Source organism: Acetivibrio cellulolyticus CD2 (genome assembly GCF_000179595.2).
GTDB lineage: Bacteria > Bacillota > Clostridia > Acetivibrionales > Acetivibrionaceae > Acetivibrio > Acetivibrio cellulolyticus.
The window spans coordinates 289,012-304,517 of record NZ_JH556659.1 but is presented as its reverse complement, the minus strand read 5'-3'; the positions used below and the strand labels follow the sequence as shown (position 1 = coordinate 304,517).

At 36.0% G+C, this 15,506-nt stretch carries 9 protein-coding genes; 2 read left to right on the top strand and 7 right to left on the bottom strand.

What is annotated here, in order from left to right; translation table 11 throughout:
* Positions 1-14: 14 nt before the first annotated feature.
* The 3 genes from ACECE_RS0221330 to ACECE_RS0221320 are packed head-to-tail and all read right to left on the bottom strand — an operon-like array spanning position 15 to position 4,148.
* The gene (locus ACECE_RS0221330) at positions 15-1,910 is read right to left on the bottom strand and encodes an ABC transporter ATP-binding protein (RefSeq protein ID WP_010250930.1); all 1,896 of its coding nucleotides are present in this window, start codon (positions 1,908-1,910) and stop codon (positions 15-17) included.
* On the bottom strand, positions 1,910-3,643 hold the full coding sequence (locus tag ACECE_RS0221325; protein ID WP_010250928.1) for an ABC transporter ATP-binding protein: 1,734 nt from the start codon (positions 3,641-3,643) through the stop codon (positions 1,910-1,912). The genes ACECE_RS0221330 and ACECE_RS0221325 overlap by 1 nt, the downstream gene beginning before the upstream one ends.
* Positions 3,633-4,148, bottom strand: coding sequence for a MarR family winged helix-turn-helix transcriptional regulator (locus ACECE_RS0221320; protein WP_010250926.1), 516 nt, complete (start codon positions 4,146-4,148; stop codon positions 3,633-3,635). Before ACECE_RS0221320 ends, ACECE_RS0221325 begins: the two co-directional genes overlap by 11 nt.
* Before the next feature lie 524 nt (positions 4,149-4,672).
* Here ACECE_RS0221320 and ACECE_RS0221315 point away from each other — a divergent pair.
* Entirely contained in the window at positions 4,673-5,926 is a 1,254-nt protein-coding gene (locus tag ACECE_RS0221315; protein ID WP_205410213.1) for an ammonium transporter, read from the top strand.
* A 59-nt stretch (positions 5,927-5,985) separates the two neighbouring features.
* Here ACECE_RS0221315 and ACECE_RS0221310 read toward each other — a convergent pair whose 3' ends face one another.
* The 3 genes from ACECE_RS0221310 to ACECE_RS0221300 all read right to left on the bottom strand — a co-directional run bounded on the left by ACECE_RS0221310 (position 5,986) and on the right by ACECE_RS0221300 (position 13,075).
* Positions 5,986-6,597, bottom strand: coding sequence for an ANTAR domain-containing response regulator (locus tag ACECE_RS0221310; protein ID WP_010250923.1), 612 nt, complete (start codon positions 6,595-6,597; stop codon positions 5,986-5,988).
* 585 nt (positions 6,598-7,182) lie between these two features.
* Positions 7,183-7,830 carry a response regulator gene (locus ACECE_RS0221305; protein WP_010250922.1) on the bottom strand — a complete coding sequence of 216 codons (648 nt, stop codon included), beginning with the start codon at positions 7,828-7,830 and terminating at the stop codon, positions 7,183-7,185.
* 67 nt (positions 7,831-7,897) lie between these two features.
* Positions 7,898-13,075: a protein kinase domain-containing protein gene (locus ACECE_RS0221300; RefSeq protein ID WP_010250920.1), complete on the bottom strand. Its 5,178-nt coding sequence runs from the start codon at positions 13,073-13,075 to the stop codon at positions 7,898-7,900.
* Between the two features lie 277 nt (positions 13,076-13,352).
* Between ACECE_RS0221300 and ACECE_RS29745 the strand changes: the two genes are divergently transcribed.
* Positions 13,353-14,462, top strand: coding sequence for a cellulose binding domain-containing protein (locus tag ACECE_RS29745; RefSeq protein WP_010250918.1), 1,110 nt, complete (start codon positions 13,353-13,355; stop codon positions 14,460-14,462).
* A 101-nt stretch (positions 14,463-14,563) separates the two neighbouring features.
* Here ACECE_RS29745 and ACECE_RS0221290 read toward each other — a convergent pair whose 3' ends face one another.
* Positions 14,564-15,388: a LuxR family transcriptional regulator gene (locus ACECE_RS0221290; RefSeq protein WP_010250916.1), complete on the bottom strand. Its 825-nt coding sequence runs from the start codon at positions 15,386-15,388 to the stop codon at positions 14,564-14,566.
* Positions 15,389-15,506 lie beyond the last annotated feature (118 nt).

Here is a 15,506-nt window from a genome sequence, read left to right as displayed (position 1 = left end):
TGGCGGTTTTTTCATCATGACAACTCGAACTGCCCGGTATATAGCTGATAGTATTTACCGCGTTGTGCAATCAGTTCATCATGATTGCCGCGTTCTATCACTTCACCGTTTTCCAGAACCATAATTGCGTTGGCGTTTCGAACTGTAGAGAGACGATGAGCAATGACAAATACAGTACGGCCCTTCATCAGTTCATCCATACCTTTTTCAATAAGGGCCTCAGTTCTAGTATCAATAGAACTTGTGGCTTCATCCAATATCAGTACCGGAGGATTGGCTATTGCTGCACGCGCAATCGCAATTAACTGGCGCTGCCCCTGGCTTAGATTGGAACCATCCGAAACCAGCATTGTATCATAACCTTGCGGCAAATGTCGGATAAAGCTATGAGCATTGGCTAGGTTTGCAGCTGCAATTACTTCGTCATCAGTCGCATCAAGCCTTCCATAACGGATGTTTTCACGTACCGTACCGGTAAACAGATGAGTATCCTGCAATACCATTGCAAGTGAACGTCGTAAATCATCCTTTTTAATTTTATTGATGTTGATCCCGTCATAGCGTATTTTTCCGTCCGGCACATCATAAAAACGGTTAATCAGGTTGGTTATAGTCGTTTTTCCTGCACCTGTGGAACCAACAAAGGCAATCTTCTGCCCAGGTTTGGCAAATAGAGAAACGTTACGTAAAACTAATTTTTTCTCGTCATATCCGAAATTAACATCCTCAAAACGGACATCTCCGGTCAGTTCGGTATAGGTTAATGAACCATCATGGTGAGGGTGTTTCCACGCCCACAGCCCAGTAAGTTCTTCCGTTTCAGTTAAAGTACCGTCCTTATTTTTAATTACATTTACCAGAGTAACATATCCTTCATCCTGTTCAGGCTTCTCATCGATGATTTCAAAAATACGCTCTGCCCCGGCAAGTGCTGCAAGAATACTGTTGAACTGCTGGCTGATTTGAGTAATAGGCTGTGAGAAGGAACGTGTATATTGCAAGAATGATGCTATTGTACCAATATCCATACGTCCGGCAATAACCATCATAGCACCGATAGCTGCAGTAAGTGCATAATTGAAATATGAAATATTACCCATAATCGGCATAATGACACTTGCGTACGTATTTGCATTGGTCGCAGCCTGACGCATATTTTCATTCAATTGGGCAAATTTAATTTTTGACTCATCCTCATGACAGAAAACCTTTACTACCTTTTGCCCCTCAATCATTTCCTCAATGTAGCCATTTATCTCACCTACTGCTTTTTGCTGTTTTTTAAAGTTTGCAGCACTTTTCCCGCCAATTGTCTTTATAATTGCAAACATCACAAACAGCATGACAATAATCAGCAGTGTCAATATCGGACTTAAGACAAGCATCATTATAAACGTACCTGCAACAGTAATAGCAGATGTTATAAGCTGTGTAACACCATTACTGATCGCCTCACGCAGTGTATCAACATCGTTGGTGTAACGGCTCATAAGCTCCCCATGGGTATGTGTGTCAAAATATTTAATAGGCAAATCCTGCATACTTTCGAACAGATCTTTACGAATGGCATTAAGCGTACCATGGGAAATTTTAATCATTATACGGCTGTACAAATATGAAGACAATGCTCCGACAAGATATACAGCACATATAATCAAAATCATCTGGATAAATGGTCCAAAATCAGCATCCTGTGGGCTTTTACCAATAAGCGGTATAATACAATCATTGATTATTGGCTTCAAAAAGTAAGTACCTACTACACCGGCACCCGCACTGATAATTACAAAGAATGCTACAAGAATCAACATCCATTTTTTTTCGAGCATATATCCAAAAATACGCTTTAGCGTTTTGCCAACACTTTTTGGTTTTTGAAAATTATGAGGCTTTCCTCCTGGTCCTGGCATTATGCAATCACCCCTTTCTGTTGCGAATAGTAAATTTCCTGATAAATTTGGTTATTTTCAAGCAATTCGTCATGAGTACCTATAGCATCAACTCTTCCATCATCCAACATTATTATTTTATCTGCATCTTTTACTGAAGTGATTCTCTGTGCAATAATAATGGTGGTAATGTCTTTACGGTGTTTACGGAGTGCTTCTCGAATTTTGGTATCAGTTGCCGTATCTACTGCACTTGTACTGTCATCCAATATTAAAATTTTGGGATTTTTCAGCAATGCTCTGGCAATACAGATACGCTGCTTTTGACCACCTGAGACATTTACACCGCCTTGCCCAAGGTCAGTTTCATATCCATTGGGGAAACTCATAATAAAGTCATGTGCTTGAGCTGCCTTACATGCGTCTATAATTTGTTCATCGGTCGCATCATGGTTACCCCACTTCAAATTTTCTTTAATTGTGCCAGAGAACAGTACATTTTTTTGAAGTACCATGGCAACGGAATTTCTAAGCTCATCGAGCTTATAATTTCGTACATCTACTCCCCCAACAAGAACTCTGCCTTCTGTTACATCATACAATCTAGGTATAAGCTGTACCAGTGTAGATTTGGACGAACCTGTACCTCCAATAATGCCGATAGTCTGACCCGATTCAATATGGACATTAATACCTTCCAATATATTGTCTTGTACATTAGGATTGTATTTGAAAGAAACGTTTTCAAAATCAATGGAACCATATTTAACTTTGTGATCTTCACTTACGTTTGTATCTGTAATATCTAAAGGCTCGTCAATTACCTCAACAACACGGCTTAATGAAGCACGGGAAATTAACATTGTAATAAACACCATTGAAATCATCATAAGCGAAACCAATATTTGTGTGACATAACTGATAAAGCTTATTAATTGTCCCTTCATCATTGTTCCGCCAATAACCATATTTCCGCCAAACCATAAAATAGAGACAATACATGCGTACATTGTAATTTGCATGAACGGCATATTCAATATAACAACTTTTTCAGCATTTATCGCAGCGTTCATCATTTCGTCATTAGCAATTTTAAATTTCATCTTTTCATATTTTGAACGTACAAAAGCTTTTACTACACGAATGGCAACCAAATTTTCCTGCACAGAAGCATTTATAACATCGTACTTTTTCAGTAATTTACCAAAGCGTGGGTATGCCGCAACAGCAATGAGTATTAAAACCGTTGCCAAAAAGGGAATTGCTATTAGAAATACAGCAACAAGGCTTTTGTTTATGGTAAATGCCATAATGGTTGCACTGATCATCATAACAGGTGCACGCACCAAAGTACGGATTATCATCATAAATACATTCTGTATATTGTTTACATCAGTGGTCAAACGGGTAACCAATGACGCAGTACTGAATTTGTCAGTATTGGAAAAAGAGAATTCCTGAATCTTGTCAAAAAGTCCCTTACGGATTTCGCTTCCGAGCCCCATTCCTGCAATTGCAGCAAATTTTGCAGCGAGTGCACCAAATATAAGCCCTAGAACTGCCATAAGTACCATAAGTCCGCCTGTTTGCATTACAAGAGAAATATTCTTTGACGGAATACCTTCATCTACTATTTTTGCCATAAGCAGCGGAATCCTTACCTCTAACAGAGCTTCACAAATAATGGCCAGTGGGCATAGAATTGCAAATAATTTATACTTTGATAAATAAGGTATCAGTTTTTTAATCTCCATTTTGCCCCTCCTTGTTTTGCTGATCGAACAGCTTTTTTTCTTCTGCAACGAGTGAAAAAAAAGTTTTGTTTGCAAATTCACCTGCGGACATGTTCGCAATCATTCTTTCAAAATAGCCTCGAAGCTGTTCACATTCCTGCTCATTAAATCCTGAAAATAATTGTGCATCTATTTTGTCAAAATCCTTACGGCACTCACGTGAAATCTCCCTGCCTTTTTCAGTAACCGTAAGGCGGTTATAGCGTAAATCACTTTTATCTGCAGCTTTTACAAGCAGTCCGGCTTTTTGCATACGCTTTACAGAAGTAGCAATTGACGGAGGCGAAACCTGCATGTAGTCGGCAACCTCACGCTGTGTACATTCATCATGCCTTTCAACATATTCTAATATCGGCAGCTGTCCGAGATATAGCCCGTTTTTTGCTGCCTGCTTGAAAATATTAATACGATGAAGAATATTTAGCTTATTCATTCTTTGTATTATTTCAAAAAAGGATACTGCCATCTCTCTCCCCCTTTTCAATTAATCAGCTGATAAAAACCCCAGAACTTCAAGTCCCTGATTTTTTACCTCTTCACTTAATTCTAAATAGGCCAAATTAATAACCGATTAATAATTAATCGATTTACTATATATTTATTATAAACCCACTTTAAATATGCATCAACAAATTTCTGCGCTGCAATATAGTAAAATATATAGGCAGCTGCAAATTTAAGAACATTTTCTTAATATTTTCCATATTGCATTTTATTTTTAGGTATGGTAAAATTGCATTAATTAATTGTAAACAATGATGTTCAACTAATGTGCTATGACGCTTTTGGGTAAAACTACTCAAAGGCGTTTTTTATTGGTATGAAATGCGCATATCAATAGCAAGGCAATGAAGCCTCTCAATTCTATTAGGTACCAATAGAATCGAGGGGTTTTGTATTTTTTGCTATTAACTATTAATGAACTTATGGAAGGGAATTATTAAAATGAATAACCTGGATAACATTTTAACAAGCAGCAATATCCTATTTATGTTTTTAGGTGCTGTTATGATTTTTGCAATGCATGCTGGCTTTGCATTTCTTGAAGTAGGATCAGTTCGTAAGAAAAATCAGGCAAACGCTTTAGTCAAGATCCTTACAGATTGGTCTGTATCAACTTTAGCTTACTTTATTATAGGATTTCCTATTGCTTATGGTATCAGTTTTTTTAAGTCTGCAGATAAGATTGCTTCAATGGGTTTTATCGGTCAAACCTCTATCCCTGGATTTGATTTAATGCATTTTTTCTTTTTGTTAACTTTTGCTGCGGCAATTCCAGCAATTATATCAGGCGGTATAGCTGAAAGAGCTAAGTTTTGGCCACAGGTAATTGCCGGAGGTATCTTCGCAGGTATCATATATCCCCTCTTCGAATCAATGGTATGGGGACAGAATGCATGGTTCCAGGATTTTATTACGTACCTTGGAGGAAATACACTTCACGATTATGCTGGTTCAATAGTTGTACACTCCATCGGTGGCTGGCTCGCTTTGCCTGCAATAATAATCCTCGGCCCTAGAATAGGCAGATACAATAAAAACAAATCAGTCTCTATTCCTGTAAGCAATATCCCTGTCCTTGGATTAGGCAGCTGGATATTGGCTATTGGTTGGTTTGGCTTTAATGTTATGAGTGCACAAAACTTTGCGAACATCTCATCTCTGGTTGCAATCAACTCACTTTTTGCTATGGTTGGCGGTGTATTAGCAGCTCTTGTTATATCAAAAAATGATCCAACTGCTATCTATAATGGCGCACTTGCAGGCTTGATTGCTGTATGCTCCGGGTCGGATTTGTTCCATCCCTTAGGTGCATTAGTAGTAGGTGGTATTGGCTCCTTAATATTTATTAAGATGTTCACTTTTGAAACAGAATTTTTAAAGATCGATGATGTACTGGGTGTCTGGCCGCTTCATGGTGTAGTAGGCTCCTGGGGAGGTATAGCAGCAGGTATATTTGGATCCAGGTTACTTGGAGGTACAGGTAATGTAAGTTTTGTATCTCAATTAATAGGAACATTGGCAGCAATTTTATTTGCAGGAATAAGCGGTTTATTAGTTTACAAAGTGTTGGATAAAACTATGGGTATTCGTATTACTAAAGAACAAGAACTTTTAGGATGTGATGAAGCAATTCACCACACAAGCGCTTATCCGGAAGAAGAAAGCATTGAAACAGATAACCAGAAAAAATTAGACTACTTATATTTTCAATTAAATGAACTGAGTAAAAAAATTGTTTAATACTTCTCCATAATAAATAAAACCTCGAGGTGCACTCCCCGAGGTTTTTATTAGTGTTCTTACAAGTCATATGTCAGAATTATTGCTTTTGCAATTTCCTTCATTGAAATTTCCTTGTCCATGCTCTGCTTTTGAATCCTTCTGAATGCCTCATCCTCTGTAAGTTTTAGATGTTTCATCAAAAGGCCTTTTGCTCTTTCAATATCTTTTCTCATATCCAAAGTCTTTTTTAGCTCTTCAATCTCTGTTTCGAGCTGCATTATCTTCTTTCTGTTTTTTATTACCAAATTTATAGTATTGATAAAGCTGTCCCTTTTCAAAGGCTTTGTAATAACTACAAAATCATATTCAGCTTTAATATAATCAATAGAACTTTTTTCCTCACAGTTTAGCATATCCGATACAAGAATCACATCGCATAGTTTGTTTTGAGACACTACTTTTGCAAACTCAGACCCGTCTATAGAAATTAACTTGTAGTCTAAAATAGTAATATCCGGTTTAAGAGATCTGATTTTACCTAAACATTCATTTTCCTCTTTAGCTTGATCAATTACTTCATACCCACCTTCTAGCAATATAGTCCTGAACTTGTTTATTAAACTATCGTTCTCCATAGCGACCAGTATCCTTGCAGATTCCATAATCACACCTCCCTCACTCAATAACATCAAAAAACCTCCCTCAATCTCTAATCACCTATAAAATAATTACTCTTAAAATGCAATTTATAATTTAGTATATTGCATTTATCTTGCAAATATTTAAACCCAACTAGTAAAAATTTATAAAAAAAACGACCAAAGAAGAATATTTCTACTCTTCACTTCGCTCGTCTTTAAGCTTTCACTATACACCATTGCTTATATAATTATTCCAGCAATAACCTTGAAGAACCATCATAGACAAATTTGTAAAAAAGTTATAAAAAAAGCGTACAATGAAGAACATTCAACTCTTCATCGAGTACGCCTCTTGGCTTTAATATATACATCATTGCCTATACAGCCATTTATCCAATATCCTATAAAACTGTATAACTTTTTGAAAAACAAATTAACCTATGGTGCATATTATAGCATTTGTGCATTTTGCATTCAATAGTTTTTATAAAAAATTCTGCAACATTTTAAACTTAAACTTGCAAAATTTAAATATATAAATAAAAAGCAAAAAATTTCAAATTTACTATTCCATGGTAATAAATATAAAACATAGCTCTTTTAATTTAATCAGTACTTCGCTTCACTCCCTATTTAACCAATGTCATTTTTGACTGCGTATACAGCCAACTGTATTCTATCTCTTAAATTCAGCTTTTTTAGGATTAACGAAATTGTATTTCTGACTGTACCTTCAGATATAAAAAGACTGTTAGCAATATCTCTGTTATCCTTTCCATCTACAACCAGATTGATAATTTCTATTTCCCTTGGCGTTAGAAGGTTGGTCAATTCGTCCTTCTGGATTAAGGACATTTTCCTCTGGTCACTTACCTTTTTTACAATGCTTGGGAAAGCATCCTTATGTAAAACTCTAAGTCCTGAAGCAGCACTTTTAACAGCCAATATAAGCTCTTTAGGCTTTATATCTTTTAAAATGTAACCGTCTGCACCGTTTTCCAATGCCTTCGAAATGTTTTCATCATGGTTGAAGGTAGTCAAAATAATGACCTTAATATCCGGATACTTTTCTTTTATAAGCAAAGTGCTTTCAACTCCGCTAACTTCAGGCATAACAATATCCATAAGGACAACATCGGGCTTTATGGTTTCGCAAAGTTCCAAAGCCTCACTACCGTTTCCTGCCACCCCCAGAACTTCTATTTCAGGGTCCTGTTCTATCAAATACTTGATTCCTTCTCTAATTATCTCCTGATCATCTGCAATAATTACTTTAATCATTACATCAACCCCAACTCATAATAAAATATCAATTCCTGCAAGGAATGTCCCTTTATTATAACAGAAATTACTTCAAAGGTATTTCTATATTTATATGAAATCCCTGATTTCCATCTGAACCGTACCTTAAAATGCCATCCACCGATTCAACCCTTTGCTTCATGCTTCTAAGGCCTATTCCTTCTTCAATCTCCGCGCATCCCTTTCCGTTATCTACTATAAATAGCTTTATCTTATCATTGATAAGTTTTAATACAATGTCTACTTCTGTAGGATTTCCATGGCGCAGTGCATTTGTAATGGATTCCTGACATGCTCTGAATATTATTGAAGAGTACTTTTGTGAAACTTTTATATCGGGCTGGTCTACAGAAAAATTAAACTCTATTCCGGTATGTTTAAAGCTTTCGATCATGCTTTCAACAGCCGAAACTATATCCCTTTCTTCAAGCTCCTCCGGCAAAAGCCCCGAAATAGACCGTCGGATTTTCTCAAGGCTCGTACGAGCAATATCCGATGCCTCATCCAGCTTTTCGACGGTCTTTCCAACATCCTTGCCGCAGGATACCTTACAAACCTCCAAAAGAGTCAAAAGCGATGTCATTGAGTGCCCCACCGTGTCATGTACATCCTTTGCCATCCTGTTTCTTTCTTTTATTATCGAAAGTTCTTCTACAGTCTGGGCATACTCCCTAAGCTGGATATTCATCTGTGCCAAATCATCATTAACCTTCTGGAGCTGACAGGTTCTCTCTTCAACTCTTGTCTCAAGCTCCTTGCTCCATAAAGAAATCTGGTTTCTGGACATTTCAATTTCCTCCGAATATGCTTTCAACTTGTTATAAAGCCTGGCATTTTCAATGGAAACCCCCGCCTGATTGGATATAATGTCAAGCACCTTTATATCATCGTCTGTAAAAAGGCCACTGACCAGATTATTATCAAGGTAAATAAGTCCAATCATCTCACCACGAGTAATAACGGGAGCACACAATACTGATCTGATACTGCTCTGAATAATGCTGTATTGATTTTTGTAACTCTCATCCGATATTGCATCCGAAATAATTACAGGTGACTTTTCGCTTTCAATCTTTTTTAAAATACTTTGGCTTATTTCAAATTGCCTGTTTTTTACTTCATTCTCAGAAAAATTACGCAAAGCCTTAATTTCTAAATTCTTGCTTTCATTCTGGGAATATATAAACAATAATCCTCTTTGCGCACCTACAAGTTCAATAGTGCAGTCAAGTATTTTTTCCAAAAGCATGTCGATATCAAGGATTGAACTCAAATGCCTGCTTGTGGTCAAAACTGTATCCATGCGTCTATCCCATGAAAGTCTATCCTTCTGGGATGTGTGTTTTTCCTCATTGTCTGGCCTGTTATAGCCAATAATACGGGCACACTTTTGTGAATAATTGTTGGCTCCTATAGATTTGAATATAGAATATGCCTTTTCAAAATAACGTCTTGAATCTACTAATCTATTCTGATTTGCTAATATAATTGCAAAATCCATTAATGCTTTACCTTCTTCAAATTTACGTCCAGTATTTTTAAGTGACTTTAGACTTTTTTCAAATAATCTTTCTGAAGAATTCCATTTCCCAAGAAGCCCCTTATAAAGTGCTGCAACCCCCAGGGCAACCCCATATTGGTTAGGCCATGACTTTGAAAACCTTAAGGATTTGGCTACTGCCCTTGCTATTTCATTTTTCACTTTTCTGTCCCATGATATATTCTTAACATTTCCATCAGAAATGTATTTCCTCATCAATACCTCTGCAAGCTTTGAATAAACCTGGACAGTATAGTCCTTTAAAAAAGTATTCTTCTCGTTTATTTCTATAGCCTCATAAAGAAAATCTGCAGCTATATCATATTGACTTCTTTCAGCTTCAAGATATCCGTATTGGAAAAGAGCAATACAGTTTATAAACCATATTTTATTTTCTCTGGTTACTTTCAACACTTCATTCAACAACGCCTCAGCCTTGACAAAATCTCCGGTATCAATATAAACAATAGCAATCTCAGTTTTGGCATTGCATATACCATAAATTTCGTTGACTTGCTGCTTTATTTTCAAATTTTTATAAGCCGCTTCAAGACTTTTTTTGTATTCAGAAGTGTAATAATAGTTTTCTGCTAACCCATCGTAAATAAAAGCCAGTTCCCAGTAGTCACCAATCTTTTCAAAAAACGCCCTTGCTTCTTCAAAATAGTCAAGACTTTGCTTTCTTTTTCCCATCCATGAGTATAAAAAGCCTTGATTCCTCATATTCCAGAAGTACTTCCACTCATCATTTAAAGAATAAAAAACTTCCGATGCCAGTTTAAAGTATTTTTCAGACCTTCTATTCTGATGAATTATGCTTAACATAATTGAATATTCTGACAGCGTCTCACCAAGTTCAATAATTCCGGGAGGATTCAATATTGAAATATTAAGGTTTCTTAAAAACAAATAAAAGTATTTTAAGTCAACTCTCTTAAATATAAATATATGAAACAGTATTTTATAAAGTGAAATTATTTCTTTGTACAAATTCGGATTTTCAGCTTTCTGGATTTTTTCCTCATTACATAAAGATTTATTGCCAAAACCTCCATCAATATAATTCTTGTCAGTTAAGTTGTTTTTATATAAATTCTTCTTTGCAGATCTTAACAGTACAAAGTGCATTAAAAACTCTTTTACAAGGCTTCCACCAAAAACTGCCTGATTGGATGGAACCCTTTCACCTAGTATTTCCAAACCACTATAAATCAGTTCTTCAGCCTTGTCCCAATTATCAATTTTGTATTGCGCAATTCCAAGTTTTCTTAGTATTCCAGCTTTTAATACTTTATCGGTAACTAATGGAAGTACTTTTTCCAGAACCTCTATTGCAGGCTGGCATTTACCTATGATTATATAAACTTCAGAAAGGTTTTGACATGCCGAACACCACTCATCACTGCCTAACATACCTTCCTCTTCCAGTAAACTGAGAGCTATATTATAAAAATGAATTGCAGTATCATAAGCAAAAGTCTCACAAGCTAAATTTGCTGCAGGTAAAATGTATTTTAGTGCCTTATCCGTGTCCTGACCTTCAATATAGTGGTGCGCCAAATCAAAAATATAGGCATCACTTTTTTTGCTTTCTTTTTCAAGAATTTCAGCTATTTTGTGATGAATCTTTACTTTTTCAGAATCACTTATTTTTTCATAGAAAGCATCTCTTATTCTGTCATGAGTAAAGGAAATTCTGCCTTTTTCAGTCCCTCTTTCCAAAAGGTTGAGTTCAATAATCTCATCCACAAGGTTTATTGCCTCTTCTTTGCTTAAATCCAACAGGAAATAAAGAATCTCAAGATCAAACTCCCTTCCTATTACAGATGCAGTGGAAATCAACTTTAATTGCTTATAATTAAGCTGTCCAGCCCTTTTTAATATGATATCGATAATATTATCAGAGATATAAAACCCCTTAACCTTATTCCAATCCTCATGCCACTTGTTTTCCTCCCATACTATCGACTTGCTTTCTACCATATCCCGAAGCAAGTGTATGGCAAACAGCGGATTTCCTCCCGATTTTTTATAAATAAACTCAGCCAGTGCTTTTGAGTCCTCTTCATTTTCATAAAGTACATCTTTAACCAGCTTGTTTATTGAAAAAAGATCAAGGACTGACAGTTTTATTTCCGCAAAATAGTCAGATCCATTAAAAAACTTTTTTCTTATTTTGTTTATTCTATGCTCTGAATTAATTTCACTACTCCTATAGGTTCCAACAATTAAAATATTGGAAACTTCAATTTTCTTTGAAATTTCCTCCAAAATAAGCATACTTCCATCTTCTGACCAATGCAGGTCTTCAAGAAGTAAAACCAGTGGCTCCCCGGTATTCCCTATATTGCATAAAAAGTCCGAGATAGCATTTAAAAACCTTTGATTCTCCCGTTCAGGTTCAATTGACTGAAGCCTCTTTTCAGTACCGACAATTTTTTTAATTCTTGGATTTAGCTTTTCAAGTATTTCAAGCAGGCTTCCAAGTTTCTTTTTAATTTTTTCCTGCAAGGCTGCCATATTTTCTTTATCCCATGTTTCCAAAATAGCAACTAACTCATCAGTAGCATCCTTAAAAAGCTCATAAGGTACCTTATTTGACTGGTTCAAACTTCTTCCCCTTATAACCAGGCCCCCATTACTGTAAGCATAACTTTTGAAGGCCTCTACAAGCTTTGTCTTGCCAACACCAGCCTCTCCTGAAATTAAGACAAAGGCTCCCTTGCCACAGCAGGCTCTTTCATACAGTTCTTTAAGCCTACCAAACTCGGGCTCCCTCCCGATTAGTTTAGTCTGATATGTAAGTTTGACTTTTTGGTCCATACTGCCAATAGGAAAGTTTTTTTCCCCTGCCTCAAATCTTTCAAGATCAAAAACAAGCCCTTTTGCACTCTGATAGCGTAAATCTGAATCTTTATTAATAAGCTTCATGATAATTTCATCAACCGTTTCCGGAATTGAAGGATTGATAAGCATGGGTCTTATAGGCATATACGCAACCTGGTTATGAAGGAGCATTCTTGTATTTTTACCCTTAAAAGGCATCTGGCCTGTAACAAGCTGATAAAAAATAATCCCGACAGAATATAAATCGCTTCTTTCATCAACCACGTTATTTAGAATTCCTGACGCTTCAGGGGATATATAGCCAAATGTTCCAACAACCTCATTCTCTGATGTAATCGAATTCAGCTCCATTATATGAGAAATCCCGAAATCCAAAAGCTTTACGTTGTTCTTATCTTCCTTTTGAGAAATAAATACATTTCCTGGCTTTACATCCCTGTGTAGTATGCCATGACTGTGAACGTATTCAAGAGCCATCGTAATTTGCTTTATTATGTCAATTGATTCACTCAGAGAAAAATGATAATTTTCCGCAAGAAGTGACGATAAATTATAACCAACCAGCTTTTCCATTACCATATAACAATTGTTTTCATATTCTCCGGTTCCAAATAATTTAATTATGTTATCATGGCTCAGCCTGCTTAATATTTCAAGTTCTTTTTTGAAACGTATAATATCTTCTATGTATTGAGAAGTCTTCTGCGATTTTAAAACTTTTACAGCAACAGGCTTATTTTCAAACAAATCTACAGCTGAGTATACTATACCCATTCCGCCTTCACCGAGCTTTTCCAATATCTTAAGCCTGCTGTCTAGAATTTTGCCGCTTTCCATTCTGATGCTCCTTTAACTTGAGACAATTATTCATGTAATCTCCAATATCATAACTTATATAATTATAACTATTATAGAATGCGTTGTAAAAATGTCATATGTCATTATTTAAGTGCAAATGCATTAATTCTTTTGCAAAGTGTAATGTGTCTCAAATGACATGTATCATTTAAAATACATTACATTTTACATGGTTTTAGTTACACATGTTATCTATACTTTAAGGTATTTAGATGGTAGTATTTTTCTAAAATAATACAAAACAGGGGGAAATTTTATGCGTAAGTCAAAATTAATCAGCTTTATTGTCTCATTAGCAATTGTTTTGTCAGTTTGTTCGTTTTCTATACCATCGGTATTTGCATCAACTACCGGTAAACTTATTGTATCAGGAAATCTGGCTAATAGCTGCAACATTTATCTAAACGGTAACTATATAAATTCATATATTCCCGATGTGGTTGCCAGCACATTTGATTTAACTCTTCAACCCGGAAAAAATGCATTAGTTATTGTTCATCATTCAATAGGTAACATATGCTCAACCAACAAAAACAAAGCAGGTATTATTGCAGATCTTGAAGTAGATGGTGTCCATCATGTATCAGGATCAAATTGGAAAGCTACCTGCGATGGTTGGCCAAGCACTTATTCCCAACCAGATTACGATGCTTCAAGCTGGTCATATGCATGGAACTGGAACAATTCAGAACTGCCTTATCCTGTTGATGGATTTCCTGCTGGTTCCACAGCAAACTGGATGTTTTACGACAGCACAGGCGGATTTTTTGCTCCTTCCGACCGTATATTCCGTTATGAGTTTAATGTAGAAGGTGAAGCTACTCCTACTACCACACCAACAACCACCAGTACCGCTACACCTACAGAAACTGCAACTGCAACGCCAACTGCAACCCCATCAGCAACTCCGGTTATACCAAGCTTTAAAGTAGAATCGTACAATACTAATACAACGCAATCAAGCAATACAATTTACGAAAGATTTAGAGTTACAAATACAGGAACAGGCACATTAGACTTAAGTCAAATTAAGCTTCGCTATCATTTTACTCAAGATGTATCATCAACTCCTGTATTCAATTGTGACTGGGCTACTGCTGGAAGTTCAAATATTAACGGAGCATTCTTTTCAAATAACAAAACTAATGCAGACAAGTATTGTGAAGTATCCTTTACAGGGACAGCTGGAACTCTTGCTCCCGGTGCCAGCACAGAAATAGTCTTAAGGATCACAAATAGTGATTGGAGCAACTTCACTCAAACAAATGATTATTCTTTCAACTCTTCAGCGTATACTTATGTTGAATATAATCATATTACAGCATACTACTCAAACACACTTGCATATGGCATAGAGCCACAATAAATAAACGCCAAAGTCGGGTAACATAAAAAAACTGGCAAATGCTTAATCCTCTGCATTTGCCAGTTTTTATTTGGCTCTATAGTTTTTTACAGCCCTCTATATTATCCATGTTGACTATATAAATCGTAAAATGACAGTTCATTTAGCATTAACGCTTTAACAACTGCATCAACCCTACTGTTAGCATTTAACTTTTTAAAGATGAGTTGATTGTGGTATTTTATTGTGGCTAAAGACAGGCTTAATTCTTGTGCTATTTGTTCATCTGAGAATCCTTGTGCTATCATACTTATAATTGCAATTTGCTTTTCTGTCAGCTTATGAGAGAGGTTTAGCTCCTCACAATCAGAATAGCTGATTTGTGAGCTTTCACTGTAAATATTTATTGCCAGCAATTCCAACAGACCTACCAGAGCATTCGATATGGGATTGGAAAGGCTTATTACGGATATATAGCAGTAGATTTTGCTTTTATGTATAACCGGTATGCAATACTCATACAAACTTTTCAGCTTATTGCTATAATGAAAAGCCGGATATATGTATACAGGCCTTTTAATCAACTTAGCCAATGAAATAGCGTTTGTTCCGATACTTTCATCAGAAAACGAAACTCCCTGTTCAAAAAACATACTATATTGAGACCAGCATAAAGCTGAACCCGGCTTTTTCTTTTGACCAATCAGATAACCTTGCGAATCAACCAGAGTGAAGCAGTACTCACCTCTTACATTCTTTATAGTATCTAAATGTCTATACATAAAGTCATTAAACCTATTTATAAATTCGTTTTTTTTCACGGTTGTTTTAAGTTCGTCAGCAGAAAGTTTTATCAATGGCTTTTCTAAATCTCTTGAAATACCTTTCTCGCTGCATACTTCCCATGATGTTAATAAGCTTTGATATAGCTGTATGTCATTTGTCACCCTTTATCTCCCCCTTTAAACTAATAAGCCACTTACCTCAATGTTAAAGTGTTTTTTAACAACGCTGATTTCTATTCTTTTATAATGCTAAAAATGCACTTCATCAGTTCGAAGCCCC

Excerpts from the sequence above, each read along its gene's own strand:
- ACECE_RS0221305 (WP_010250922.1), bottom strand. The coding sequence starts at position 7,830 with ATGATTAAAGTAATTATTGCAGATGATCAGGAGATAATTAGAGAAGGA.
- ACECE_RS29745 (WP_010250918.1), top strand. The coding sequence starts at position 13,353 with ATGCGTAAGTCAAAATTAATCAGCTTTATTGTCTCATTAGCAATTGTT.
- ACECE_RS0221320 (WP_010250926.1), bottom strand. The coding sequence starts at position 4,148 with ATGGCAGTATCCTTTTTTGAAATAATACAAAGAATGAATAAGCTAAAT.
- ACECE_RS0221310 (WP_010250923.1), bottom strand. The coding sequence starts at position 6,597 with ATGTTATTGAGTGAGGGAGGTGTGATTATGGAATCTGCAAGGATACTG.
- ACECE_RS0221330 (WP_010250930.1), bottom strand. The coding sequence starts at position 1,910 with ATGCCAGGACCAGGAGGAAAGCCTCATAATTTTCAAAAACCAAAAAGT.
- ACECE_RS0221315 (WP_205410213.1), top strand. The coding sequence starts at position 4,673 with ATGTTTTTAGGTGCTGTTATGATTTTTGCAATGCATGCTGGCTTTGCA.
- ACECE_RS0221300 (WP_010250920.1), bottom strand. The coding sequence starts at position 13,075 with ATGGAAAGCGGCAAAATTCTAGACAGCAGGCTTAAGATATTGGAAAAG.
- ACECE_RS0221325 (WP_010250928.1), bottom strand. The coding sequence starts at position 3,643 with ATGGAGATTAAAAAACTGATACCTTATTTATCAAAGTATAAATTATTT.